This is a genomic window from Aquabacterium sp., from assembly GCF_036279675.1.
Taxonomy (GTDB): Bacteria; Pseudomonadota; Gammaproteobacteria; order Burkholderiales; family Burkholderiaceae_C; genus Aquabacterium.
Genome location: NZ_DASUIS010000069.1, coordinates 1 through 23992 on the forward strand (window position 1 = coordinate 1; position 23992 = coordinate 23992).

Annotated in this window: 26 protein-coding genes; 13 read left to right on the forward strand and 13 right to left on the reverse strand. The window is 63.1% G+C overall.

All coding sequences use genetic code 11. From position 1 onward, the window contains the following. Together VFW93_RS08200 and VFW93_RS08205 are read right to left on the reverse strand one after the other, a co-directional pair. The coding region (locus VFW93_RS08200) for an AraC family transcriptional regulator ligand-binding domain-containing protein (RefSeq protein WP_329693504.1) at positions 1-386 on the reverse strand (386 nt) is incomplete at its 3' end. A gap of 5 nt (positions 387-391) precedes the next feature. Further along, a complete protein-coding gene (locus tag VFW93_RS08205; protein ID WP_329693505.1) occupies positions 392-1156 on the reverse strand; it encodes a glucose 1-dehydrogenase in 765 nt (254 codons plus the stop codon). Positions 1157-1734: 578 nt separating this feature from the next. Here VFW93_RS08205 and VFW93_RS08210 point away from each other — a divergent pair. Beyond that, complete coding sequence (locus tag VFW93_RS08210; RefSeq protein WP_329693506.1) at positions 1735-2616, forward strand: metal-dependent hydrolase; 882 nt, start codon at positions 1735-1737, stop codon at positions 2614-2616. Positions 2617-2640: 24 nt separating this feature from the next. Here VFW93_RS08210 and VFW93_RS08215 read toward each other — a convergent pair whose 3' ends face one another. The 9 genes from VFW93_RS08215 to VFW93_RS08255 all read right to left on the reverse strand — a co-directional run bounded on the left by VFW93_RS08215 (position 2641) and on the right by VFW93_RS08255 (position 12167). Further along, on the reverse strand, positions 2641-3084 hold the full coding sequence (locus VFW93_RS08215; RefSeq protein WP_329693507.1) for a hypothetical protein: 444 nt from the start codon (positions 3082-3084) through the stop codon (positions 2641-2643). Positions 3085-3219: 135 nt separating this feature from the next. Further along, positions 3220-4494 (reverse strand): RNA polymerase sigma factor, encoded by a 1275-nt coding sequence (locus VFW93_RS08220; protein WP_329693508.1) that lies wholly within the window; start codon positions 4492-4494, stop codon positions 3220-3222. Between the two features lie 15 nt (positions 4495-4509). Beyond that, complete coding sequence (locus VFW93_RS08225) at positions 4510-4935, reverse strand: VOC family protein (RefSeq protein WP_329693509.1); 426 nt, start codon at positions 4933-4935, stop codon at positions 4510-4512. Between the two features lie 2 nt (positions 4936-4937). Beyond that, positions 4938-5474: an SRPBCC family protein gene (locus VFW93_RS08230; protein WP_329693510.1), complete on the reverse strand. Its 537-nt coding sequence runs from the start codon at positions 5472-5474 to the stop codon at positions 4938-4940. Continuing rightward, complete coding sequence (locus tag VFW93_RS08235; protein WP_329693511.1) at positions 5471-5881, reverse strand: YciI family protein; 411 nt, start codon at positions 5879-5881, stop codon at positions 5471-5473. The genes VFW93_RS08230 and VFW93_RS08235 overlap by 4 nt, the downstream gene beginning before the upstream one ends. 90 nt (positions 5882-5971) lie before the next feature. Next, positions 5972-6319 (reverse strand): YciI family protein, encoded by a 348-nt coding sequence (locus VFW93_RS08240; protein ID WP_329693512.1) that lies wholly within the window; start codon positions 6317-6319, stop codon positions 5972-5974. Between the two features lie 50 nt (positions 6320-6369). Next, positions 6370-9462 (reverse strand): efflux RND transporter permease subunit, encoded by a 3093-nt coding sequence (locus tag VFW93_RS08245; RefSeq protein ID WP_329693513.1) that lies wholly within the window; start codon positions 9460-9462, stop codon positions 6370-6372. Beyond that, the gene (locus VFW93_RS08250) at positions 9459-10607 is read right to left on the reverse strand and encodes an efflux RND transporter periplasmic adaptor subunit (RefSeq protein ID WP_329693514.1); all 1149 of its coding nucleotides are present in this window, start codon (positions 10605-10607) and stop codon (positions 9459-9461) included. Before VFW93_RS08250 ends, VFW93_RS08245 begins: the two co-directional genes overlap by 4 nt. A 120-nt stretch (positions 10608-10727) precedes the next feature. Further along, the gene (locus tag VFW93_RS08255; RefSeq protein WP_329693515.1) at positions 10728-12167 is read right to left on the reverse strand and encodes a hypothetical protein; all 1440 of its coding nucleotides are present in this window, start codon (positions 12165-12167) and stop codon (positions 10728-10730) included. 115 nt (positions 12168-12282) lie between these two features. Between VFW93_RS08255 and VFW93_RS08260 the strand changes: the two genes are divergently transcribed. Continuing rightward, positions 12283-13167 carry an alpha/beta hydrolase gene (locus VFW93_RS08260; RefSeq protein WP_329693516.1) on the forward strand — a complete coding sequence of 295 codons (885 nt, stop codon included), beginning with the start codon at positions 12283-12285 and terminating at the stop codon, positions 13165-13167. Positions 13168-13250: 83 nt separating this feature from the next. Continuing rightward, a complete protein-coding gene (locus VFW93_RS08265) occupies positions 13251-13709 on the forward strand; it encodes a hypothetical protein (protein ID WP_329693517.1) in 459 nt (152 codons plus the stop codon). On the opposite strand, the gene VFW93_RS08270 is transcribed toward VFW93_RS08265, so the two are convergent. Next, on the reverse strand, positions 13703-15106 hold the full coding sequence (locus tag VFW93_RS08270) for a 3'-5' exonuclease family protein (RefSeq protein ID WP_329693518.1): 1404 nt from the start codon (positions 15104-15106) through the stop codon (positions 13703-13705). The two genes, VFW93_RS08265 and VFW93_RS08270, sit on opposite strands and share 7 nt — an antisense overlap. Before the next feature lie 151 nt (positions 15107-15257). On the opposite strand from VFW93_RS08270, the gene nifA reads away from it, so the two are divergent. Next, entirely contained in the window at positions 15258-16907 is a 1650-nt protein-coding gene (gene nifA / locus VFW93_RS08275; protein ID WP_329693519.1) for a nif-specific transcriptional activator NifA, read from the forward strand. 151 nt (positions 16908-17058) lie between these two features. Then, entirely contained in the window at positions 17059-18540 is a 1482-nt protein-coding gene (locus VFW93_RS08280) for a tetratricopeptide repeat-containing glycosyltransferase family protein (protein WP_329693520.1), read from the forward strand. Positions 18541-18551: 11 nt separating this feature from the next. Here the strand turns inward: VFW93_RS08280 and VFW93_RS08285 are convergent, their stop codons facing one another. Then, positions 18552-18971: a nitrogen fixation protein NifQ gene (locus VFW93_RS08285; protein ID WP_329693521.1), complete on the reverse strand. Its 420-nt coding sequence runs from the start codon at positions 18969-18971 to the stop codon at positions 18552-18554. A gap of 265 nt (positions 18972-19236) precedes the next feature. On the opposite strand from VFW93_RS08285, the gene nifB reads away from it, so the two are divergent. The 8 genes from nifB to VFW93_RS08325 are packed head-to-tail and all read left to right on the forward strand — an operon-like array spanning position 19237 to position 23947. Next, positions 19237-20820, forward strand: a complete 1584-nt coding sequence (gene nifB / locus VFW93_RS08290; protein WP_329693522.1) for a nitrogenase cofactor biosynthesis protein NifB — start codon at positions 19237-19239, stop codon at positions 20818-20820. 28 nt (positions 20821-20848) lie between these two features. Further along, complete coding sequence (locus VFW93_RS08295) at positions 20849-21043, forward strand: 4Fe-4S binding protein (protein WP_329693523.1); 195 nt, start codon at positions 20849-20851, stop codon at positions 21041-21043. Positions 21044-21057: 14 nt separating this feature from the next. After that, positions 21058-21468, forward strand: coding sequence for a HesB/IscA family protein (locus tag VFW93_RS08300; protein ID WP_329693524.1), 411 nt, complete (start codon positions 21058-21060; stop codon positions 21466-21468). 21 nt (positions 21469-21489) lie between these two features. Further along, a complete protein-coding gene (locus tag VFW93_RS08305) occupies positions 21490-22122 on the forward strand; it encodes a hypothetical protein (RefSeq protein WP_329693525.1) in 633 nt (210 codons plus the stop codon). Further along, positions 22122-22898 (forward strand): 4Fe4S-binding leucine-rich repeat protein, encoded by a 777-nt coding sequence (locus tag VFW93_RS08310; protein WP_414639620.1) that lies wholly within the window; start codon positions 22122-22124, stop codon positions 22896-22898. Before VFW93_RS08305 ends, VFW93_RS08310 begins: the two co-directional genes overlap by 1 nt. Beyond that, positions 22891-23226 (forward strand): nitrogen fixation protein NifZ, encoded by a 336-nt coding sequence (locus VFW93_RS08315; protein ID WP_329693527.1) that lies wholly within the window; start codon positions 22891-22893, stop codon positions 23224-23226. Before VFW93_RS08310 ends, VFW93_RS08315 begins: the two co-directional genes overlap by 8 nt. Positions 23227-23250: 24 nt before the next feature. Beyond that, complete coding sequence (locus VFW93_RS08320) at positions 23251-23571, forward strand: nitrogen fixation protein NifZ (RefSeq protein WP_329693528.1); 321 nt, start codon at positions 23251-23253, stop codon at positions 23569-23571. A gap of 25 nt (positions 23572-23596) precedes the next feature. Continuing rightward, entirely contained in the window at positions 23597-23947 is a 351-nt protein-coding gene (locus VFW93_RS08325; RefSeq protein WP_329693529.1) for a DUF3024 domain-containing protein, read from the forward strand. The last annotated feature ends 45 nt before the right edge of the window (positions 23948-23992 follow it).

Sequence of the window (23992 nt, forward strand, 5' to 3'; positions counted from 1 at the left end):
TGAGGCCACCGGATGACGAGCTCACCTCTGTCAGCAAAATCTTTGACCGAAACGTCTTCGGGTGCGCACAACCGCTTGAAACGGGCAACCCGACTCAGTGCGTCGCGGAACGTTCGGTCGTGCTGTGCAGCGACAAAAGCGAGAGGCATCACAGCCCCGTCCAGACCCGTTGCGATACGAAGGCCAATGGTCGAGTCTTGACTGACTGTTTCGATGGCCCGCCACAGGGCGAAAAACTGCGTCGTGGCAATCGGCGCGTCGTTCCTCAGCACGCTCAGAGGCAGGTTCGCGCGTCGAATGACCTCTGCACGGTCAACCCCGGCCCGCTTGAGACCCTCCCACAGCGTGGCCGGAATCTTCAATTTGTCTGGAACGGTGCTATTCATTGCCCTTACTTCGCTTGGAAGCCGCCATCTACGTTAATTATGTGACCGGTGACGAAGCTGGCTTCTTCCGACAGCAGCCAGCAGATGGCATTGGCGACTTCTTCGGGGCGGCCCAGTCGATTCATGGGGTGCATTGCCGAGATGCTTGCCTCATTGTAGTTAGGGTCGCCACCGCCGAGCTGGGCGGCAATGATGTCGGTCTTGATGGCGCCAGGTGCCACGCCGTTGACCCGGATGCCTTGAGTCGCGTGGTCCAGGGCAGACGACTTGGTCAGTCCCACCACCGCGTGTTTGGTCGAGCCATATGGGCCCGCCCAGGTGATGCCATTTAGACCAGCGATGGACGCCAAGTTGACGATGGCTCCGCCTCCCTGCTTGGTCATCTGAACGAGCTCATGTTTCATGCTGAAGTACACACCCATGACGTTGGTCTCAACCATTGCACGGTAGTTGTCACTGCTCGACTGCACAAGAGTGCCAGTCTCGTTGGACAGGCCAGCGTTATTGACCGCCATGTCTAGGCGACCGAACTCAGCCACGATGCCGTCAATCATCGACTTGACCGCAGCCTCATCGGCTACATCGTTCTGAACAAAGCGAACTTGTGCACCGTCACGGGCCGCGGCGGAAACCTCGGCGACGGCGGCTTGCCCGACTTCCGCACGACGGCCGCTCATGACGACAGTGACGCCTTTGGCGACAAGCTTGAGGGCAACGGCCTTGCCGATGCCGGTGGCGCCGCCAGTAATCAGGGCTACTTGATTGGACATTTCAGACTCCTTTTGATAGACCGAGAGAAGTTCGCGGGATGTAAGAAGTCTAGGAGTTCGATGGCATGAGTCACATTCAGATCGCGCCACATAATATTCCAAATACGCCAACCAAGTGCTATGCCACTTGCTTGAACCGAAGTTGCCGGGCAACCCACGCCAGCATCGGGAAGACTCGGACTTGGTTCGTTCTGAGTTCTACAGGGGCTGCTCTGAGGATTGCTGCATCGAACTTCGACTGACCGCCTTGGGTCGATCGCCGGCGCTCTTGAATGACCGCTACGCGGCTTCCAACGCTGCGGCCATGCAGCGGTGCAACCGTTCAGGGTTGACCGGCCGCTCACGCTGCAAAGTAGTCGCTGACTTCCGAAACGAAAGTCGCCCCTGTCCAGCCAATAGCGCGCTGGCGCAAGCGCCACCCACCACCCAAATCGACGTCAATGCCGATACAACCCCCTCTGCATGACGCCCAGCCTGCCCTCCTGTCGCCAAGGCAACCTTGCAAGTCAAGCGCACGCTCCTAAGATTGACCCAGATCAATCCACATGCCCCCAAGAGGCAGACGAACGGAGACAGACATGAGCCAACAAGCCCTGAACAACGCCAAGGAACTGGTCGCCCGCGAAAAGCTCGACTTTGGTCTGGACGGTGAGCTGCCCCGCTGGTGGTACGAGAACAACCCCTACAAGTCGCGCTTGATCGACGCCCTACAGGCTGCCTTCCCTGATGGCGAGCGCTACTTCATCTCGTGCGTGCGCGCCTACCGCGAGCAGACCTCTGACCCCAAGCTGCTGGCCGAGATCAAGACCTTCATCCGCCAGGAAGGTCAGCACGGCATCGTGCATTCCAAGTACAACCAGCGCCTGCGCGAGCAAGGCCTGGATGTGGACGCCATCGTCGATTTCATCAACTGGAACAACGAGACCCACTCGAAGTATTTCTCGAAGGAATACAACCTGGCCTTGACGGCCGCGTTCGAGCACTTCACCGCCATGCTGGCCGAGATCTTCTTCGTTGAAAAGAAGACCATGTCCAACGCCGATCCCAAGCTGCGCGCCATGATGGCCTGGCATGCCGTTGAAGAGATGGAACACAAGGCCGTGGCCTATGACGTGATGCAGAAGGTGGCCAAGGTGGGCTACTTCAAGCGCTGCCTGGCGATGGCGCATGTCACCGTGTTCCTGAGCCTCTTGACCCTTCGCTTCACCAACCGCCTGCTCAAGAACGACGGGTTCTCGTTCGGGCAACGCATGTGGATGATGGCCAAGTGCCGCTGGTGGCTGTTTGGCTACAAGGGCATCATCTCCAGCCATTTGGGCAGCTTGCTGGCCTACTTCAAGCCAGGCTTCCACCCCTGGCAACAAGAAGCCATCCACAACTACGACGCCTGGGTAGAGGCCTACGAGCGCACGGGTGACCCGATGGTCGCAGGTGCGGCGCTCTACCAGGCTGCCCACTGAGCAAGCGTGACGAGCCCTGACGCGTCAACCCTGATGCGTCAACACCACCGCCTGCGTACCCACCGGCACCACGCGCCCGCCATGAGACAGGGCGTAGTGCTGCGCTTGTTCTCGGGTTGAGAACCACAGATTGGGGTAGCCGGTGGTGGCCTGCAGCATGTCCAGATGCGGCAGCTGCTCAACCGACATGCCAGACAAGGCCTGGCAATAGTGCTCCCAGCTGGGGTGGCCGGCCTCGATGGCCAAAGTGCGCAACAGATGCTTGCGCCGGACCATGCCCCGTTGTTGGTGCAGTTGAGGCAGCGTCAGATCGCGCAATGTGTCGGTGGCCAGGATGCGCCGCAACACGGGCAGCGAGACCCGCAGGGAATCCGAGATCGCGGCGCGGTGAAGTTGCCTGGCCAAGGCGCGCACCAGGTCTGCCGCCTGGGGGCTTGAGGGCTGAGGGGAATGATGGGATGGTTGCATACCAGCTCCTGAATCACGGCCTGCTCGCTGTCGGCCTGTGGAGGGTATGCAAGCGCGTGGCTTGCGGATGATGAACGGTGCGTCAGCTTTCGCGAGGTGGGCGCCCGGTGAGCCCGCCCACACTATAGCGCCAGTTCAGCCTTCACTGGCTGTCGGGCCCAAGCTTTGCGCCTTGGCACGCAGCCACGCCTGCTGCACCGCGTTGTCGTTCAGCTCGGCGGCGCGCAGGTAGGCGGCCCGCGCCTCGGCCAGGCGGCCCATGCGCTCCAGCACATCGGCCTGTGCACCGGCCAGCCAGGGGTATGGCTGCAAGGCAGGGTCTCTCGCCAACTCCTGGAGCAGCACCCAGGCTGCCTGCGGCCCCTGGGCCTGCCCCACAGCCACGGCCCGGTTGAGCGCCACAACCGGCGACGGCTGGTGCACGTACAAACGATCGTAGTCGCGCACGATAGCGTGCCAGTCGGTGTCCTCCGCACGCGCGGCTCTGGCGTGGTGGGCCGCAATGGCCGCCTGCAAGGTGTAGCTGCCTGGTTCAGCGCCTGTTTGTGCACGAGCCAGTGCCGCCAACCCTCGGCGGATCAGCAACCTGTCCCACAGACGGCGATCCTGGTCGGGCAGCAACACAGGCTGCCCCTGGGCATCGAGTCGCGCGGGCAGTCTCGATGCCTGAATTTCCAGCAGCGCCGCCAGGCCGTGGACCTCGGCCTCTTCAGGCAGCAGCTGTTGCAGCTGTCGCGCCAGGCGCAAGGCCTCGTCACACAGCGCAGGCCTCAGCAGCGTCTCGCCGCTCCCGGCGCTGTGCCCCGCATTGAAGATCAGGTAGACCACAGCCAGCACGGCACTCAGGCGGGCGCCGCGCTCGACCGAGTCGGGCAACTCGAACGCCTGGCCGTGCAGCATCCTCTTGGCCCGCACGATGCGTTGTGCCACCGTGGCTTCTGGCACCAGAAAGGCCCGTGCGATCTCGGCCGTTTCGAGCCCGCCGAGCAGCCGCAGGGTCAGCGCCACCTGCCCTTCGCGCGGCAGGCTCGGGTGGCAGGCGATGAAGATCAGGCGCAGCAACTCATCGCCGATTTCGGTGGCTTCCCTCATGGCGTCGAGCTGATCGACGAAGTCCGGCACCATATGGGTCTCCGCGGCAAGGTCGTCGGCCGCCAGCGCCTCGTGCTCGCGCGCCAGCATCGCACGGCGGCGCAGGCGATCGAGGGCGCGGTTGCGCGTGGTGGTCATCAACCAGGCCGCAGGATTGCCTGGTGTGCCATCGCGCGGCCAGGTTTCGAGGGCCTGGATGAGCGCATCGTGGGCACAGTCCTCGGCTTCGTCCAGGTCGTGCAACAGCCTGGCTGCCACGCCAATCAGCCGGCTGCGTTCAAGGCGCCACACGCTGGCAATGAGCGCCGAGGGGGTCATGCCGCGCTCATGCCTTCAGGTGCCGGCACTGGCTTGCGGTGGCTCACCAGTCATGTAGACGAGCTCCCAGATATGCCCGTCCAGATCCTCGAAGCCGTGGGCATACATGAAACCATGATCCTGAGGCGCTCTCGGTGCGGTGCCACCTGCGGCAATGGCTTTGGCCACCAGCTCGTCGACCTGTTCGCGGCTCTCGCAGGACAAGCACACCAGCACCTCGGTCGCGGCTTTCGCATCCACCAGCGGTTTGCCGGTGAAACCGCTGGCAAAGCTCTCCGTCAGCAGCATCGCGTAGATGTTGCCGCCAAGCATGAGGCAGGCGCCGGACTCATTGGTGAATTGCGGATTGAAGCTGTACCCCAGAGACTCGAAAAAAGCCTTGCTGGCGGGCAAGCTCTTACAGGGCAGATTCACATAGATTTGAGCGTGTTGCGGTGCCATGTTCACTCCTTGGCGATGTGCTGCAGATTGACCAGGCCATCTTCAAAATCGCGGCCCACCATCTTGTCCATGTTGATGAACACACCCATCACCTTGCTGATGAGGTTGGCGGGGCCCTGCATCGACCAAATCACGTCCGTGCTGCCATCACCCTGGGGCACGAGTCGGAACTCGGCCTGGTTGTGTGCCTCGAAGGGTTTGACGAAGTCCAGCCTCATCTGCACAGCCTGACCAGGCTGTTGGCCTGTGATCTCCAGGCTGCCCACACCGACCTTGTCGCTTTCCCACTCATAGCGCGAACCAGGGCCGGTGGCTGCGCCGCTGTAGCGCCCTTTGATGGCCGGGTCCTTGCGTTCATAGGGATTCCAGCGGTTGAACGCCCGCAACTCGCCGATCAACGGCCAGAGTTTGTCAGAGGAGGCTGCGATGCGCAGTTTGCGCTCGACGCGGAACTCGTCAGGGCGGGTGCTCGCATAGGCCAGCAGCAAGGCCGTGGCAGCCAGCAGCGCCAGGCCACCGATCATCAGAATCTGCTTCATGTCGATGCTCCTGGTAGCGCCATGTCACCACCGGGCCCGAAGTCGGCATCTTCGTAGAGCTGGCGCACCTCGACCTCACACTCCTGGCCTGGGAAGGGGTTGGGGAATCGGCTGGCCCAGGCGCGGGCCTCTTCGACCGAGCGCACCTGGATCAGGGTGTAGCCGGCAATCAATTCCTTGGTTTCGGCAAACGGGCCGTCCATCACCTCGCGGCTGCCGTCCAGCTTGTAGCGCTGACGCCAGCCCTGGCGACTGGGGCGCAAGCCTGCGCCGTCCAGCAGAACGCCAGCGCGGGCCATTTCCTCGTGGAAAGCGCCCATTTCCTGGAAGACCGGGAGCAGTTCGGGACCGGGTGGCGCCCCGATTTCGCTGCTGACCGTGGCACGGACCTGGATCATGAATCGCATGTCTATCTCCTGTAGGGGGCACCGCCTCTCGGTGCCTTCATACCTACGACGATCGAGCAGGTGCCAATTCGACAGATCTGGTGAAACTACCTACTCGTAGCACGGCCCCACGCCGCGCAACTCCACGGTGGCCCATTCGGCGGCGGGGCAGCGTTCAGCCCAGGCCAGCGCCACGGCAGGGTCTTCGGTGTCCAGCAAGAAATAACCGCCGACCATTTCCTTGGCTTCCGCGAAGGGCCCATCGGTGAGCAGGCGCTCCTCACCTCGTTTGGCGAAGCGGCGTGCAGCGGTGCCCAGGGAGTTGACGCCCAGCAGCAGCCCCGCCGATTGCAATTCGGCCGTGAAGTCGAGCATGCGCTGATAGACAGCCTCACCCGCTTCGCGGCCGCGCTCGGCGCGCTGGCCAATGGGTTCAACGATGAGCAGCATGTGAGGCATGGCGGCGTTTTCTGTTAGCGGAGGGAGGCGCCATTATCGGCGGCCGACGATCACCCCTGCCCCACCACGTCGTCGGCAGCGGCCACGGGCTTGCGCCGCACCATCCGCCCCGTCAAGGCGATCAGGTCATCCACAAACGTGAACACCACCGGGATCACCAGCAGGCTCAGGAAGGTGGAGGTGATCAGGCCGCCAATCACCACGATCGCCATCGGCGCGCGGAAGCTCGGGTCCACGCCGATGCCCAGGGCGATCGGCATCATGCCCGCACCCATGGCGATGGTCGTCATGATGATCGGCCGGGCACGCTTGCGGCAGCCGTCGATCACGGCCTCCCAGCGTGACAGGCCGTACTCATTGCGCGCAATCAATACGTAGTCCACCAGCAGGATCGAGTTCTTGGTGGCAATGCCCATCAGCATGATCAGGCCGATCATCGAAGGCATGGACAGCGCCGTCTGCGTCACATACAGCGCCACAAAGGCACCGGGGATGGACAGCACCAGCGCCACCAGAATCGTCATCGGTTGCACGAAGCCCTTGAACAACAGCACCAGCACGATGTAGATACACAGCACGCCCGTCAGCATGGCCAGGCCGAAGCTGGCGAACAGCTCGCCCATGGCCTCGGCGTCACCAATCGTGGACTGCGACACCCCGGGCGGCAGGTTGCGCAAGCTGGGCAGCGCCAGCGCCCTCTTCTGCACCTCGCCCAGCGGCTGCTGGTTCAACTCGATCTCGAAGTTGATGTTGCGCTGGCGGTCATACCGGTCGATCTGCGCGGGGCCGCTGTCTTGCACCAGCGTGGCCACATTGCCCAGCGGCACAGGGCCACGGGCACCGGGCACTGGCAGGCGCGACAGCAGATCCAGATCGGTACGCGCGGCATCAGGCAGGCGCACCACCACCGGCACCTGCCGTTGTGACAGGTTCAGCTTGGGCAGGCCCTGCTCGTAGTCGCCCACGGTGGCAATGCGCAAGGTGTCGGCAATGGTGGCCGTGTTCACGCCCAGATCGGCAGCGCGGGCAATATCCGGCCGCACGATCAACTCCGGCCTGACCAGGCTGGAGGTGGACGTCACGTTGCCGATGCCGGGGATGGTACGCAGCTCGCGCGCCACCACGTCAGCATGCGCCGACAAGGCCTGCCCATCTTCACCCGAGAGCACCAGGATGTACTTCTCGGCCGAGCCACCAAAGCCCACGTTCACGCGCACGCCGGGCAACACCTCCAGCGCCTTGCGCAGCTCGCCTTCAATCGCTTGCTTGCTGACGCCGGGGCGATCATTGCGGTGTGTCATGTTGATGGTCAAGGTGGCTTTGCGCACCTCGGCCGAGCCTTGCGGCATGAAAGGATCACTGCCCGAAGCCCCGCCACCAATGGCCGTGTAGACCATCTTCACGTGCGGGTTGCGCTGCACGATCTCGCGGGCCTCCTCGGCCAGCTTGTAGGACTGTTGCAAGGTGCTGCCCGGTGGCAGCGACAGGAACACCTGGGTCTGCGACAGGTCATCCGGTGGGATGAAACCCGTTGGCAGGCGCCCGGCCAGGAAGAACGAACCACCGAGGAAGCCCAGCACGATCAGGAAGGTCCACACGCGGTGCTTCAGGCACCAGCGCGCCCAGCCCAGGTACACACGCATCCAGCCTGGCTCGCCGTGGTCGCCCTTGGGCGGCTTCAGCATGTAGGCGGCCATCATGGGCGTGAGCATGCGCGCCACCACCAGCGAGAAGAACACGGCAATCGCCGCCGTCCAGCCGAACTGCACGAAGAACTTGCCCGGCACACCGCCCATGAAGGCCGTGGGCAGGAACACCGCGATCAGCGTGAAGGTCGTGGCGATCACGGCCAGGCCGATTTCGTCGGCGGCCTCCATGGCGGCTTCCATCGGGGTCTTGCCCATGGCCAGGTGCCGCATGATGTTCTCGATCTCGACGATGGCGTCATCCACCAGGATCCCCACCACCAGCGACAGGGACAGCAGCGTCACCACGTTGATTGAAAAACCCAGCAGGTGCATGAAACCGAATGCCGGGATGACCGACAAGGGCAAGGCCGCCGCCGACACCAGCGTGGCGCGCCAGTCGCGCAGGAAGAAGAACACCACGATCACGGCCAGGATCGCGCCTTCATACAGCAGGTACATGGAGCCGTGGTAGTTTTCCTCCACGGGGTCCACGAAGTTGAAGGCTTCCGTGATCTCGATGTCCGGGTGCTTGGCCTTCAGCTCTTCCAGCCTGGCGCGCACACCCTGGGCCACTTCCACCTCACCCGCGCCACGTGAGCGCGTGATCTCGAAACCCACCACCGGCTTGCCATTGAGCAAGGCTGCACTGCGGCGCTCGGCCACCGTGTCACTGACCGTGGCGATCTGGTCCAACCGGACATGCCGGCCATCCGACAAGGTCACCTCCATGGCGGCCAGCTCATCGGCAGATTTCACCGTGGCTACCGTGCGCACGGATTGCTCGCCACCACCCAGGTCCATGCGGCCACCCGAGGCTTCCTGCTGCAGGCTGCGCAACTGGCGCGACACATCGGCGGCAGATGCGTTGAGCGCCAGCAAGCGCGAAGGATCCAGCTCGATGCGCACTTCTCGGCTCACGCCACCCACGCGGGCCACGGCACCCACGCCTTTGACGGCCAGCATGGTCTTGGTGACCGTGTTGTCCACGAACCAGGACAAGGCCTCGTCATCCATGCGTTTGGACGCCACCGTATAGGTCAGGATCGGCGCGCCCGACAGGTTCATCTTGGAGATGACCGGGTCACGCAGATCGCCTGGCAGATCGGCCCGCACGCGAGAGACGGCATCGCGCACATCGTCCACGGCTTCCTGCGTGGGCTTCTCAAGGCGGAACTCGACGGACACGAGCACGCTGCCGTCCTGCACCTTGGTATAGATGTGCTTGATGCCCTGCAGTGTGGCGATCGAGTTCTCCAGCTTGCGGGCGACTTCCGTCTCCAGCTGCGCTGGCGAGGCACCCGGCAAGGAGGCCGTCACCGTGACAGTGGGCAGATCGATGTCCGGGAAGTTCTGGATCTTCATGCCACTGAAGCCCATCAGGCCCCACAGCGTGAGCATGATGAACAGCAGGACGGCCGGAATCGGGTTCTTGATCGACCAGGCGGAAACGTTCATGACTGGCTGCCCTTCACGATGCGCACACTGTCACCATCGGTCAGGAAGCCCACACCCGATGCCACCACATTGGCATTGGCATCCAGGCCTTGCAGGATCTCGACGCGGTCACCCACGCGGCGGCCCACGCTCACCTTGAGCTGGGTGACCACCCCCTTGTCGCTGACCTTGAAGACATAACTGAAGCCATCGCGCAGCAAGACGGCGGTTTGAGGCAATGTCAGGCCTTGCGACTGCCCGATCTCCAGACGGCCGGAGGCGAACATGCCGGCGCGCGCTCCGGCGCCCAGAGCCGACGCCGGCAGATCCACATAGACCAGGCCATTGCGTGTGGCCGCATCCACCGTGGGGGCCACCATGCGGACCTTGCCCTGCACGGGCGTGCCACCGGGCGGTGTGGCCCAGGCCACCATGCCGGGCTTGACGCGCAGCAGATCGGCCGAAGGTACTTCCGCGCGCCATTCCAGGCGGCTCTGGCGAATCAGGCGGAACAGCTCCTGCCCGGGCTGCACCACGGCACCAGCCGTGGCCAGACGAGACGAGATCACGCCTTCATCCGAGGCCACGATGCGCGTCTGGCGCATGCGCAGCTCTTGCGAGGCCACTTGCGATTTGGCCGAATCCAGACGGGCCTTGGCCGTTTGCTCGGCCGTGAGGGCGCGCTGCGTGTCCTGCGTGCTCAGGGCGCCACTGCCGTGCAGGGAACGCGCGCGATCAGCGTTGGCACGTGCCTCGGTCATCAGCGCATCGGCCTCCTGCAAGGCGGCACGTGCGTTGTTCAGATCGGCCTGCACCGAGTCTTGCTGCAGGGTGGCCAGCACCTGGCCCCGCGACACCTTGTCCCCCACATTGACCTGGATTTCAGACAGGCGCAAACCGGCCAGCTCGGCCCCGATCACAGCTTCCTGCCAGGCGGCAATCGCGCCATTGGCCGAAATCACCATGGGCCACTGGCCCGACTGCGGTTTGACCGTCTGAACACTCAGGGCTGCTTTCGCTGCGGCGGCAACCGGCTCGGCAGCGGCCACGACGTCAGGCTTGTCCTTTTTACCCACGTCGGCCCGGGAATGCAGCCAGCTCGCACCTGCGGCAGCCACTGCTGCCAATGCCAACCAACGACCATGACGATGAATCCACCCGGGCATGCCACCCCTCCTTGAACGTGAGCCTTGTGCCGGAATGTGAAAAGAGAAAATCCGGCGATGCCCGGTTTCTACCAGAAGCCGGGGCGCTCTTTCAGGGGGAGGCCATATGTTATTTGCGCATCAGGGGTTCTTGAGCGTGAATACCTTGTCTGACGGTTGACGCGGGATGACGATCTTCAGGAAGTGCGTGGCATTGCGGCGCAACCACCGGTCGGCCTCATCTTCGGAGTGCACGATGAACTCCCCTTCGGCCCCATAGGCTTCGCTGAAGTAGTGCACGTTGTCGCCCGGCGCAGACGCGCTGATGCTCAGGCGCAACTGCTTGAGCTGCCCAGTGGGAATGGCCTCGTAGAACAGGCTGAACAGACGCTGCCGGTTGATGAAGATGGTGCGCAAGGCCGCGTTCTGCGTGCAGGGGTGAACATCCTGGATCACCTTGTCGTGGAACACGCCAGTGAGGTCGGTGGTCTGCGCGTAGTTGGGCGCCAGGAACTCGATCAAGTAGTCCGTCACCGGCTTTTGATACTCGTCCACCACGAACACGTTCAACTGCAGGTGCATGGCGTGGTCGTCGTCTGCAATGGCGGGGTCTTGCACCTTGTCGGAATGCGCTCGCCAGTCCTGCTCGATCTGTTGGTACTGCGCATAGTTCGGGCAGTTCAAGGCTGCCAGCAGGAACTGCTGGAACTGCTGCTGCTCGGCCGCCGTCTCGTCATCACCCTTGATGGTGGGGTCGATGATGCTGGCGTGATCGCGCCGGTTCATCACGGCCAGAGGGAAGGCCATGCGCTCGTCATAGCGGTAAACCCAGGGCGTGAAGGAGCCGTGCTGGACAGCCGCTTCGTTGTTGGCCGCCGTCATGCCCATGACCGTCGGCGCCGTGGGATTGGTGAAGTCCAGCGTGGCGCCATAGGCATTGAGGTTGGCAGCGGCCACCCGCACGGTGCCGTCACAACCATGTTCATTGACCATCTGACGCAGCCCATGCTGGTAAGGCATGGAGCCCACCAGCACGAAAGGCCAGACCAGATCAGCCCCGTAGATCGTGCCGGCGTTGCCCACACCCGCATCGAAGAGATCGCGCAAGGCCAGGTCCCACTGGAAGGGCGAGCCCAGCTCCAACCCGTTGAGCATTTGCTTGCCGGTGTGGAAACCGTGGCCCCAGCCCTTGACCACGCGGCCCAGCACCGTCTGGCCCACCGTGGCCAATGCCGAGCCGAAATTGGCCGGCGCCAGCATGATCAGGCGCTTGACGGGCATCTCGCCCGCAGGCTTGCCCGTGTAGTACGACGACAGCCACGTCCGGCTGACCAGGCCACCGGTGGAGTGCACGATCAGATCAAACGGCTTCTTGAGCTTGCCCGACTGAATCCTGGCCTGAACGGCGCGCTCCATGGCCTTGGCTGCATCATCGATGGTGACGTCATCCTCCATCGAGATGTAGTCGCCCAGGAAGAGATCCAGGGTCTTGAATCCTTGGGATTTAAGCCACTGGGCCAGAGGCTTGAACGAGTCGGAGGTGTCTGACCATCCGTGAACGATCACAATGGGATTTGGCATGCGTGTCTCCTTGTGCTGGCCTGTCAAACGTAACGGTTTATTTCATGTTGGCACAATGCGATTTGGCAATCCCTTGTTCATGTCAATACAAGCGCATTCACGCACCCACGTTTCCATGCAATTGATCCCCTGGAGCCACACACCGCGAGAAGGCTTCGCCTTCAGAGGCTGGCACTCGCCGGCCAGTGGCAAGCCGCTGCTGCACTTCATCCACGGCAATGGCTTTTGCACACGCGCCTACGAGCCCATGCTCCGCCGCCTGACCGATCACTTCGATCTCTGGCTGTTCGACGCCCAAGGCCACGGTGAGAGCGAGCATGGTGGCGCCTTCCTGGGCTGGAACCGCAACGCCGACATCGCCATGGAGGCGCTGGAGAAACAAGGCGGCGAGTTCAAGACCGTGCCGCACTACGCAGCCGGCCACAGCTTTGGCGGCGTGCTGACCAGCCTGATCCTGGGTGACCGCCGCCATCAGTTCCAGCGTGCCGTGTTGCTGGACCCGGTGCTCATGTCGCCGACCATGCTGATGGGCTTGTCCGTGGGCGAACTCACCGGCATCGCCAAGCAGACCCCGATGGCGCGCCAGGCGCGTGCGCGTCGCAAGCACTGGCCCTCTCGTGAAGAGGCCTTTGCGCAGCTTCACGGCCGTGGCATTTACAAGGGTTGGGCCGATGAGGCCCTTCAGGCTTTCGTCACCCATGCCTTGAAGGATTCGCCGGACGGTGGTGTTGAACTGAAATGCCGCCGCAGCCGTGAAGCCGACATCTTCAGCACGGGGCCGGACAGGTTGTGGGGGCTTCTGGGCCGCGTGCGCACGCCTACACTGGTGCTGCATGCCCGGCACACCTACCCCTTCGTGAAGGAATCGGTGGCGCGCTGGCGCGCCATCAACGACGCCGTGTCCGACCAGGAAGTGCCTGGCGGCCATTGCTTCATGCAGGAAGATCCGGCATTCGCTGCAGAACAGGTGCAGGCCTTTTTGCTGGGCAGTGCGCCCTGACACCGCGGGCCAGACGCAAATAGACCGGGCATCGCCCCCTAATAGTGGCTTCCAGTCGCGGGAAACGTGTCAGCATCACGCGCATGAGACCGCTTCTGCCCCTGCTCGCCGTGACCGCCCTGGCGGCCACCCTGGCCGCCTGTACCCTGCGCCCTCCGGAGAGCGGTGAAGAGTTGATGGTCGACAGCGTGACGATGGCGCCCGAGCTCGCTCAAGGCATCACGGCCAGACCCTTCTGCCTCCACCTGCGCTACAGCAACGAGTTCTACGTGGCTTACAGCGACTCCCGGACCGAGGCCTGGGTGACTGAGGGGCGCTGCGACAACGCCAAGCCGGAGAAGCGCCGCGTGGAAGGCATCCGCCTGAGCTGGTGGAACGACTGGTATGACACCCAGACCAACCGTCAGTGCCTGGACACCGACGCCTGCCGCATGAATGACCAGAACGTGGTGGAAGGCCGCAACATCCGCTGCGCTTCAGCCCAGGCCAGGGATGGCAACCAGACCGCGTTTGTCACCACCGATCACGCCGTCTGTCATTGAGCCGATCGGCTCAGGGCTTCCACCTTCAGTTTGGGCAACCAGCTGACCAGAATCTTGTAGGTGTCCTTGTCGAAAGACGGGCGAGGTTTGGCCAACAGGGCCTGCACCTCTGAAGGCGTCTGCGCCGTCCCGAGGTAGCACCAGGCATCGAGCACGTGCCACGACGGCCCTTCGCTCACCTTGACGGGGCCCTCATGTGGCCAGACCTGCACCTGCCAGTCCGCCATCACATTGCGCAGACGTTGCGCGTGCGCGGCCTGAGTCTCCTCGCCAATGCACACCCCGCTGCACTGGTGTAATTGATAGCCAAAGCAAGGCCGCCCTGGAGGCACCTTGTCCAGCCCCAGGGTGACCAGGCAGAGCTGCGCGCCTTCCGCGATCTCGCGCAAGGTTTTGACGGCATCCTTCTGGCTGTTGAACAGGCCATAGACCTGGTGCGGCTGGCCCCAATCCAGATCACGCGCCCACGTCAGTTCGGTCTTGAGCCCGCCCTCTGCGGCCGCTGAGGGCGGCACCAACTGCCAGGTGCACAAATCCTCGTTGCGCCGCAGCCGTCGGTTGTGGATGGGCTGCCATTGCTTGATGAGTTGCGCCTCCTTCAGCAAGGCGCCCATTTCTCCGGCTGTCTCGATCCACGTTACCCGACGCACCTGTTGCGACAGGCTCATCTCCTTGGAAGCGCGGTGGTCTGCGTTGAAGTGCGACAGCACGCGCTGGCGGATGTTGTTGGCCTTGCCGATGTACAGCGGCAGGTCGTTGTCGCCAAAAAACAGGTACACGCCATGGCGCTCGGGCAGATCCGCCAGCACGGCCGGGTCCAACTGCGCGGGCCAGCTGCTTCGCCCCGTCAGCTCGCCAACAGCGGCATCCAGCTGATCAGCCGGCATCTGCGCCAGCAGCACCTGCCAGAACTGGCGCAGGACATCGGCATCGGCCAAGGCCCGGTGGCGTGCCGGCATGTGCAATTGATGGCGCTCGACCAGCGCATCCAGATTGTGTTTGCCGTACTGTGGAAACAGCTTGCGTGACAACTTGACCGTGCACAGCACCGGCGCCTTGAAGTCCAGATCCAGTCGCTTGAACTCGTTTTTCAGAAAACCGTAGTCGAACCGGGCGTTGTGGGCCACGAAAAGCCGACCATGCAGCCGGGACAAGACTTCCTCGGCCAGCTCCGCGAACGTGGGCGCATCGGCCACCATCTCATTGGAAATCCCCGTCAGAGATTGAATGAAACTGGGAATGCTGGTCTGGGGGTTGACCAGGCTGGACCACTCGTGGACACCGCCCTCTTCATCGATCTCGACGATACCGATTTCCGTGATGCGATCAACCGTACCCGTGGATCCGGTGGTCTCCAGGTCCACGAAGACCATGGGTTGAAACTGTGCTGCAGGCATGGGCTGGCACTTTATCAGGCCTGTTTTTTGCAGCTTGCGACACATCAAGACCCTGATGCAGGGCCGCGCTCCCGTTTTTCGATCATAAGTCGACCCAAATCGGTGAATGCGGCAAGGGGTTTGCACCACAGCACTGCGAGAGAAAACAGCCATGGTCACGATGCACCACGAACGCGCCAGCATTGAACTACTCACGGTCTACCAGGTCAGCAAGATCCTGGGATCCTCCCTTGACGTCCACAAAACCTTCCGTGAAGCGCTCAACGTGCTGGTGTCGATGATGGGCTGGCGCCGTGGTGCCGTCCTTCTTCAGACCGACGAAGGTCGCCTGTGCGGCATGTGCGCCGTCGGCTTGTCCCGAGAAGAGTCCGCCAAACTGACGTTTGCGCCAGGCGAAGGCATCGTGGGCCGCGTGTTCGCGTCCGGCGTGCCCATGGTGGTGCCGGACATCACGGCCGAGCCCATGTTCCTCAACCGCACGGGTGCGGCCGACCAGTCCCCCGGCGCCACCATTGCCTACATCGCCGCACCGATCAAGGCTGACCGAAGGACGCTGGGCGTGCTCACCATGGACCGCGTGGTAACCACGCGCTCGGGCGTGTTTGACGAAGACCTGCGGCTGCTGTCCATGGTGGCCAGCCTGATGGGGCAGAACCTCCTGCTGCACCGTGGCGTCAGCGCGGAGCAAGGGCGCCTTTATGAAGAGGCCCGCAGGCTGTCCAAGGCGGCCAAGCCCACCTTCCAGCTGGACATGGCGATCGGCAACTCCCCCCGCATGCAGGAGGTGTTTGCCGAGGTGCACCAGGTGGCCCCCACCAAGACCACGGTGCTGTTGCGCGGTGAGAGCGGCACCGGCAAGGAAGTGATCGCCCGGGCCGTGCACAACCTGTCCCCACGCAAGGACGAAGCCTTCGTGCGCGTGAATTGCGCCGCCCTGACCGAGTCACTGCTCGAATCGGAACTGTTCGGCCATGAAAAGGGTGCGTTCACGGGCGCCGTCGGCTCGCGCAAGGGGCGTTTCGAGATGGCCCATGGCGGCACGCTGTTCCTTGATGAAATCGGCGATATCTCGGCCTCGTTCCAGGCCAAGCTGCTGCGCGTGCTGCAGGAAAAGGAATTCGAGCGCGTGGGGGGCAGCACGCCCATCAAGGTGGACGTGCGCCTGGTGATGGCCACCAACCGCAATCTGGAAAAAATGGTGGCGGCGGGCGAGTTCCGGGCTGACTTGTATTACCGCATCAACGTGGTCAGCATTTTCCTGCCGCCGCTGCGCGAACGCCGTGAAGACATCCCGCTGATGGTCGAGCATTTCCTGGCGCGCTTCAACCGCGAGAACAGCCGCAAGGTCAAGGTCACGCCCCGCGCCTTGAAGGTGCTGACCAGTTGCTACTGGCCCGGCAACGTGCGCGAACTGGAAAACTGCGTCGAGCGCACCGCCACCATGGCGCTTAACGAAGACCTGACGGACCTGAGCTTCCCCTGCCACGACAACCGCTGCCTGACTCAGGTGCTGCACTACATCGACCGCGAAGATGCCGTCAAGCCTGGCAAGCCGATCTCGATCCCGGTGACCGAGGCGCCACCGCGTGATGTGGGGGCTACTCACGGCGAGCGTGCACCCAGCGATGGTGGGGCTGCCGTGCTGTCTGACGACAAGCCCGAGGGTGAACGCGAACGGCTGATCTGGGCCATGGAGAAATGCGGCTGGGTGCAGGCCAAAGCCGCACGCCTGCTCAACATCACCCCCAGGCAGATGGGCTATGCACTGCAGAAGTACGACATCGAGGTTCGCAAGTTCTGAGGCCTGAGGCGGCGCCTTGCCGCTCACCGCTGCCGGTTCGGTGCTTACGTTAAAGTAGCCTGCCTGCCCCCGTCCGGGCGGGTGGTACGAGAACGCAGCACCAGGCCGACCGATGAAACCGACTTCACCTTTCTTACCGCGAACAGCAGGCATGTTCGGGCAGCCGCCTGGCGCGCAGGCTCAGGCCCGGTTTCAACAGGGGCTGGCCTTCCACCAGAAAGGCCAGCTGGCAGAAGCCCTGCAGGCCTATGAACAGGTCATTGCGCTGCAACCCAAGCACTTTGATGCGCTTCACCTCGCTGGCGTGATCCTGCTGCAAAGTGGCCAGGCCCAGCGGGCCGTGGAGCTGATGGACCGTGCGCTCAAGGTCGACCGCAACAACGCCAACGCCTACAACAACCGGGGCGCCGCCTACAGTGAACTGGGCGACCACGAGCAGGCCATCCTCAACTACAGCAAGTCCATTTCGCTGCAACCTGATCACGCCAACGCCTACAACAACCGGGGCAACGTGCTGGTCAAGCAAGGGCGACATGAAGAGGCCCTGGCGGATTTCGACAAGGCCATTTCGCTCAACCCCCAGTACTTCGAGGCCTTCAACAACCGGGCCAACGCCTTGAATGAATTGCGCCGCTACGACGAAGCGCGAGACAGTCAGGAAAAGGCCATTGCGCTGAACCCGCAATCAGCCGATACGCACTGGAACCTGGGGGCCAGCTACCTGCGCCTTCAAGCTTTCGAACCCGGCTGGCGTCACAGCGAATGGCGGATGCATCATGCCCACATCCTCGGCTGGCGAGAGAGCGACTACGCCGGCACACGCTGGACGGGGCAACAGGACATACAGGGCAAGACCATCCTGCTGATCAGCGAGCAGGGGCTGGGCGACACCATTCAATTCAGCCGCTACGCCACCGTCGTACGCGATCTTGGCGCGCAGGTCGTCTTCGAGATTCAGCCTCCCTTGATGCCCTTGCTGGGCGAGCTCCCTGGCATACAGCTTGTGCCTCGTGGCGCCCCCCTGCCCGCCTACGATTTCTACTGCCCCTTGATGAGCGTGCCCTGGGTCCTGCAGACGGACCTGAGCAACATTCCCGCGCCTACCAGGCTCACCCCGGTCAAGGACGAACAGCGCGCTCGCTGGCAGGCCCTGCTTCCCCATACCGGCAAGCCTCGCGTCGGCGTGGTGTGGAGCGGCAACCCCGGCCACCTGGATGACTACAAACGCAGCATGTCGCTCCAGACCTTCTCGCAACTGCTGTGCGGTGAAGTGGACTGGGTCAGCCTGCACAAGGACGTGAGGGACAGCGACAAGGCCGAGCTGGCCACGCTGACACAAACGCATCGCCTGGCCGACTTCTCGGCGCAGCAACATGATTTCAGCGATGCCATGGCGATGTGCGAAGCGCTTGATCTCGTGATCACCGTGGACACCAGCATCGCTCACGTCGCGGCCTGCATGGGCCGCCCGGTGTGGTTGCTGCTGGCTCACAACGCCGACTGGCGCTGGTTCATCGACCGCAAGGACAGCCCCTGGTACCCCTCCATGAAGCTGTACCGGCAAGACCACCCCGGCGATTGGGCCGACCTGCTACAGAAGGTCAAAGCAGACGTGCAAGCGCACTTTGCCTGATCACTGCAGGCTCATTCGAAACAGATCGGCCGATCCTCGCACTGCTCGCAATGTGGTGACTTGCAGATGAGGATCTCCGCGCGCTCGCACAGCATCCTGTAGAAGAATTTCTTCCAGCGCATGTTGCCGCTGTTGAGTGCCTTGAGCGAGCTGAAGTGCTCCTGCATCAAGGCGTTGAGCTGGTCCCTGCTGCCCAGCCCCAGGTCTTCCCACAAGTGATTAGCCCCCATGCTCGCCTCGGCCAGCGCGCGCGCCAGATGCTGCGCCAACGGCCCAGGGTAGCTGGCGTGCTCCAGCAGCAGGGCCACCAGATCCTCGATCTCTTCGCTCATGGACGCGCCTGGATCCGGCGCCCATGACAAGGCCGCGCCAGGCCCACCCGGCCGGCTGACTGGTTCCAGTTCACTGAGTGCAACGGTGATGGTCCCCATATCCTGCTCCTGCTCGCAACACGACCAGGCCCACGGCGCAAGACACGTGCCATGGCGCATTCGCCATCAGGTGGCCCGACACGTGTCAGCTTTGTCAGGGTCCTGACAGCGGGTTGCGACAAGGCCTGTACCAAAGCCTTCACACACCCGGCACGAGAACGCGAAACATGCGCTAAGTCATTGATTTTCCGTGATGAAAAGGGTGGCACGGAAATGGCAAATGGCCCTTCATTCCGGGCCAATGGCCCATTGACGGGGAAACCTCATGGACGCATCGTCATCACTCGCTTCGAAGGCCTTCATCGGCATCGGTCAGATCCGCCCCCTGGGCGCACCGGTTGAACCAGTCTCTTCAGGTGGATGCAGTACCACCGGCGGAGAAGGCAAGGCCAGTTGCGGCTCTTCAGGCGGCCCGGACGACATGCCTCAGGAAATCTGGGACAAGGTCAAGAACCATCCCTGCTATTCCGAAGAAGCCCACCACCACTATGCCCGCATGCACGTGGCCGTGGCCCCGGCTTGCAACATCCAGTGCAACTACTGCAACCGCAAGTACGACTGCTCCAATGAATCGCGCCCCGGCGTGGTGTCACAGAAGCTCACGCCAGAGCAGGCCGTCAAGAAGGTGCTGGCCGTGGCCAGCGAGATCCCTCAGATGACGGTGCTGGGTGTCGCTGGCCCTGGCGACTCGCTGGCCAACCCCAAGAAGACGTTCGACACGTTCCGCATGTTGCAGGAATCGGCGCCGGACATCAAGCTGTGCCTGTCCACCAATGGCCTGGCGCTGCCAGCACTGGTCGACGAAATCTGCAAGTACAACATCGACCACGTCACGATCACCATCAACATGGTCGATCCTGAAGTGGGTGCCAAGATCTATCCCTGGATCTTCTGGGACCACAAGCGCGTGACCGGCATCGAAGCCGCCCGCATCCTGCATGAACAGCAGATGAAGGGCCTGGAAATGCTGACCGCACGCGGCGTGCTCACCAAGATCAACTCGGTGCTCATCCCCGGCATCAACGACGAGCACCTGATCGAAGTGAACCGCGAAGTCAAGAAGCGCGGCGCCTTCCTGCACAACATCATGCCGCTGATCTCCGAGCCAGAGCACGGCACCTACTTCGGCCTCAACGGCCAGCGTGGCCCCACCGCGCAGGAACTCAAGGCCGTGCAGGACTCCTGCATGGGCGGTGCGAATCTGATGCGCCATTGCCGTCAGTGCCGCGCTGATGCCGTTGGCTTGCTCGGCGAAGACCGCTCCGAAGAGTTCACGCTCGACAAGATCGAAGAGATGGAAATCGTCTATGACCTGGACAAGCGCAAGAGCTACCAGGACAAGGTGGAAATCGAACGTCAGTCGCAACACGCTGCCAAGCAGGAGGCCCTGGCCGCTGCCAAGTCGCAGATGGGCGAAGTCGACCCCGACATGAAGGTGCTGGTTGCCGTTGCCACCGAAGGCCATGGCCGCGTGAACCTGCACTTCGGCCACGCCACCGAGTTCCAGATCTTCGAAGTCTCTGCAGAACAGGCCTTGTTTGTCGGCCACCGTCGCGTGGACCTGTACTGCCAGGGTGGCTACGGTGAAGACGAGCAGCTGCCGTCCATCGTCAAGGCCATCAACGACTGCCACGCCGTGCTGGTTGCCAAGATCGGCGCCTGCCCGCGTGACGAACTCAAGGCCGCCGGCATCGAACCTGTGGACGCATACGCCCACGAGTTCATCGAGAAGGCAGCCCTGAGCTGGTTCGCTGACTACGCCAGCCGCATTGCCAGCGGCGAGATCACGCACCAACCACGTGGCGACGCCTCGATCCGTCAAGGCGCCTACACATCCGAAGCAGCTTGACCCACCCCTGACCTGAAGGAGAACCACCATGGCCCTGAAAATCATCGCCTCCACCTGCACCGGCTGCTCCGCTTGCGAACCCGAGTGCCCCAACGTTGCCATCCGCGAAAAGGGCGGCACCTACATCATCGACCCCAACAAGTGCACCGAGTGCGAAGGCCAGTTCGACTCGCCTCAGTGCGTGGCCGTGTGCCCGGTTGACGGCTGCATCATCAAAGCTTGAGCAAGGACGCGATCATGTTGCCCAACTGGACTGTGTCCCCCGCTGCCGAGAAGTTCATTCGACGCATGGTGAAGTTTTCCGGTCTGCCCGCCACGGCAGGCTTTCGCCTCACCGTGACCCCAGGTGGATGTTCCGGCTATAACTCGGAGTTCACGGTGGAAGCCCAACCCGCTGCAGGCGACGAAGTCGCTGACGTCAACGGGATCAAGGTCTTCATGCCTGCAGACACCTGCACCCTGTTGGATGGCGTGATCGTCGACTTTGCCGATACACCGACAAAGTCGGGGCTGACATTCGTGAACCCCAGTGCGGCGCCCTGTGCGTGCAGCAGCAGCGGTGACGCGGCCAGCTCAGCCCCGCCTTCGGTCTCCAGGATCGACATCGGCTCCATCAAGATCAGTTCGACACCTCGAACAACCGCTTGATCGAGACACAGGCAGGCCCACATGAACGCGACCGGCGACCTTCCCCCTGGCACCGGCCAAACGCTCATGGATGACATGGGCTTCGACAGCACGGTGCTGGGCCGCGGCCTGCCTGCGGAAGTCGAGGCGCTCATCGCTCAGGCCGGCCTGATCAGGCAGGATCGAGCCAGGGCCGAGCCCTTGCTGCTCAAGGCCAGGCTGCTCGCTCCCAACCATCCTGCCACGCTGATTGCGCTGTATCGCTTCCATTTCTATGGGCACCGCCTGCGCGAGGCCCGTGAAGTGGCGCGTGAATCCCTGGGCATCGCCCGCGCGGCGCTCGTGCCTGGTCACCCCGACCCGGTTGCCGCCGATCTGCCGCCCATCACCGATGAGCAGGCCCGATTTGACGCCGCCGTGCGCTTCTACCTGTTCACGCTCAAGGGCTTTGCCTACCTGAACCTGCGCCTGGGTGACATCGAAGTCGGTCGCGCTGCCTTGCAGGAGCTGCGCAGGCTGGACCCTCAGGATCGCGTGGGTGGTGCTGTGCTGGCCGTGGTGCTGGACCGCGCCGAACAGGCCGGCACCGATGACGGCGACGACAGCGACGAGGACTACGACAGCCGTGCCCGCGCGCAGGGCCGCATGCCCCATCGCGGTTGGGGGACGACATGATGGCCGCCGCACGCGCACCGGCAGGCGACATCGTCGCCGTGGACTGGCAGGGCCAGGCCATTGACTGCGGCGCCTGCCCCTATCAGCCGCTCAAGGCGGGTGGCGGCTGTGAAATCGGCTACGCCTGCGCACAGGACGCCTACGCTCGACGCATCGACCGCTTCTTCCGCTGGCATCCCGAGCTGGCCAAGGAGCAGTTGCACCACCCCTATTTCGAGGTGCGTGCCATTGCCGCCCGCTATGCAGATGTCTTCCATCTGCCCGGCATGCTGGACGACCCAGACGAAACCGTGCGCCTGCAACTGGCCTTGCGCCTGCCGCAACGCAGCCTGCAAAAGCTCATCCACGATCCGCATCGCGAGGTCCGCATCCGCGTGGCGCAACGTATCGAGGCAGACAAGCTGCCCGCCATGGTGCACGACGAGGACTACGGCGTGCGCCAGTGGGTGGCAAGGCGTCTGACGGCAGGCCTGTTGCCCGTGCTCGTGGCCGACCCCGAATCGGTGGTGCGCCAGGAAGTGGCACAGCGCATCGAGATGCCCGCCCTGCTGCGCATGGTGCATGACGATGCCCCCGAGGTCAGGCGCATCGTGGCCCAGCGGCTGCCCGTGGCCTTGCTTGACCGCCTGGCCTTCGACGAAGACCTCATCGTGCGTTGGGAAGTGTCTCAACGCGCCACGACCGATCTCTTGCAACGCATGCAGCACGACGAGGACAGTGAAGTCCGCGCCGCGGTGCTGCAACGCCTGAACGACACAGGAGTCCAACATGGTTGACATTGCCCGTGACGACGACGTGATTGAAGTGGCCGATCCGCCGCGCTTCCACTATGGCGAGCGCGTAGTTAGCCGATCGACCATCCGTAACGACGGCACCTTCAACGGCAAGGACATCGGCGATGTGCTGGTCAAGAAGGGCGACATTGGCTATGTCGTGTCGATCGGCACCTTCCTGCAGCAGTTCTACATCTACGCCGTCGAGTTCACCGAGCACGGCTACCGCGTGGGCATGCGGGCCAAGGAACTCATGACCCTGGACAACATCCCGGAAGACATCCTCTCGCAGCTCGGTGATCGGGCTGCGGAGCTCAAGACCATCCGATAGCACTCCCATAGAAGGACATCCACCATGATGATCGAACCGCGTGAAGCGCAATACCAATGGGGCCAGCAGGTCGTGGCGCTGGTCGATCTGCTCAACGATGGCACCTACCCTGATCGTGCACCGGATGAAGTCCTGGTCGAGATCGGCAGTGAAGGTGAAATCGTGCAGGTCGGCCACCACGAAGAAGCCAATCAACCCGTGTACATGGTGGAGTTCAACGGCCTGGTGATCGGCTGCCTGGAAGAGGAAATCATGCTGTGCATGGAGCTCGACCAGATGGCGGCCGAGGCGCGTGGCCAGCAGCGCCTGCCGGTTGACGTCACGCCTGACTCGGCCAGCGCCTGAAGCATCCGCATCGGAGGGCCCCGCCATGAACACCATGCCACTGCCCCAGGCCAAACGCCCGGCCAGCATCCATGACATGGACAAGGTGCGCATCGAGCGCGCCCTTCGTCACCGCGTGCGCTACCGATACGTTCAGCCTCAACTCGAGCGCGCGGAAGAAGGTGGCTGGATCATCACCAGCCCCTGCTGCTCGCGCAACATCGACCCCACCGGGGGCGTGATCGAGATCGCCTGGGTCGAGCCCGTTGAAGACGCATGGGCCCTCTACTTCAGAGATCACGTGCATGAACGTTGGGTGCTGCACGACGAATCAAGGCATCTGCAGCCCCTGCTGGACGAAATCTGCCTGGACCCCATGCGGGTGTTCTGGCCCTGACGCGCCTCTTTGCCCTTTTCTGCCCCTCGACGCCCCCCACCACGA

What these genes read in the sequence shown, in the direction of transcription:
- VFW93_RS08260 (WP_329693516.1), top strand. Translation starts at nt 12,283, where the DNA reads ATGCAATTGATCCCCTGGAGCCACACACCGCGAGAAGGCTTCGCCTTC.
- VFW93_RS08250 (WP_329693514.1), bottom strand. Translation starts at nt 10,607, where the DNA reads ATGCCCGGGTGGATTCATCGTCATGGTCGTTGGTTGGCATTGGCAGCA.
- VFW93_RS08230 (WP_329693510.1), bottom strand. Translation starts at nt 5,474, where the DNA reads ATGAAGCAGATTCTGATGATCGGTGGCCTGGCGCTGCTGGCTGCCACG.
- VFW93_RS08235 (WP_329693511.1), bottom strand. Translation starts at nt 5,881, where the DNA reads ATGCGATTCATGATCCAGGTCCGTGCCACGGTCAGCAGCGAAATCGGG.
- VFW93_RS08245 (WP_329693513.1), bottom strand. Translation starts at nt 9,462, where the DNA reads ATGAACGTTTCCGCCTGGTCGATCAAGAACCCGATTCCGGCCGTCCTG.
- VFW93_RS08305 (WP_329693525.1), top strand. Translation starts at nt 21,490, where the DNA reads ATGAACGCGACCGGCGACCTTCCCCCTGGCACCGGCCAAACGCTCATG.
- VFW93_RS08270 (WP_329693518.1), bottom strand. Translation starts at nt 15,106, where the DNA reads ATGCCTGCAGCACAGTTTCAACCCATGGTCTTCGTGGACCTGGAGACC.
- VFW93_RS08210 (WP_329693506.1), top strand. Translation starts at nt 1,735, where the DNA reads ATGAGCCAACAAGCCCTGAACAACGCCAAGGAACTGGTCGCCCGCGAA.
- VFW93_RS08225 (WP_329693509.1), bottom strand. Translation starts at nt 4,935, where the DNA reads ATGGCACCGCAACACGCTCAAATCTATGTGAATCTGCCCTGTAAGAGC.
- VFW93_RS08220 (WP_329693508.1), bottom strand. Translation starts at nt 4,494, where the DNA reads ATGACCCCCTCGGCGCTCATTGCCAGCGTGTGGCGCCTTGAACGCAGC.
- VFW93_RS08315 (WP_329693527.1), top strand. Translation starts at nt 22,891, where the DNA reads ATGGTTGACATTGCCCGTGACGACGACGTGATTGAAGTGGCCGATCCG.
- VFW93_RS08300 (WP_329693524.1), top strand. Translation starts at nt 21,058, where the DNA reads ATGTTGCCCAACTGGACTGTGTCCCCCGCTGCCGAGAAGTTCATTCGA.
- VFW93_RS08255 (WP_329693515.1), bottom strand. Translation starts at nt 12,167, where the DNA reads ATGCCAAATCCCATTGTGATCGTTCACGGATGGTCAGACACCTCCGAC.
- nifB (WP_329693522.1), top strand. Translation starts at nt 19,237, where the DNA reads ATGGACGCATCGTCATCACTCGCTTCGAAGGCCTTCATCGGCATCGGT.
- VFW93_RS08280 (WP_329693520.1), top strand. Translation starts at nt 17,059, where the DNA reads ATGTTCGGGCAGCCGCCTGGCGCGCAGGCTCAGGCCCGGTTTCAACAG.
- VFW93_RS08325 (WP_329693529.1), top strand. Translation starts at nt 23,597, where the DNA reads ATGAACACCATGCCACTGCCCCAGGCCAAACGCCCGGCCAGCATCCAT.
- VFW93_RS08215 (WP_329693507.1), bottom strand. Translation starts at nt 3,084, where the DNA reads ATGCAACCATCCCATCATTCCCCTCAGCCCTCAAGCCCCCAGGCGGCA.
- VFW93_RS08320 (WP_329693528.1), top strand. Translation starts at nt 23,251, where the DNA reads ATGATGATCGAACCGCGTGAAGCGCAATACCAATGGGGCCAGCAGGTC.
- VFW93_RS08310 (WP_414639620.1), top strand. Translation starts at nt 22,122, where the DNA reads ATGGCCGCCGCACGCGCACCGGCAGGCGACATCGTCGCCGTGGACTGG.
- nifA (WP_329693519.1), top strand. Translation starts at nt 15,258, where the DNA reads ATGGTCACGATGCACCACGAACGCGCCAGCATTGAACTACTCACGGTC.
- VFW93_RS08295 (WP_329693523.1), top strand. Translation starts at nt 20,849, where the DNA reads ATGGCCCTGAAAATCATCGCCTCCACCTGCACCGGCTGCTCCGCTTGC.
- VFW93_RS08205 (WP_329693505.1), bottom strand. Translation starts at nt 1,156, where the DNA reads ATGTCCAATCAAGTAGCCCTGATTACTGGCGGCGCCACCGGCATCGGC.
- VFW93_RS08285 (WP_329693521.1), bottom strand. Translation starts at nt 18,971, where the DNA reads ATGGGGACCATCACCGTTGCACTCAGTGAACTGGAACCAGTCAGCCGG.
- VFW93_RS08265 (WP_329693517.1), top strand. Translation starts at nt 13,251, where the DNA reads ATGAGACCGCTTCTGCCCCTGCTCGCCGTGACCGCCCTGGCGGCCACC.
- VFW93_RS08240 (WP_329693512.1), bottom strand. Translation starts at nt 6,319, where the DNA reads ATGCCTCACATGCTGCTCATCGTTGAACCCATTGGCCAGCGCGCCGAG.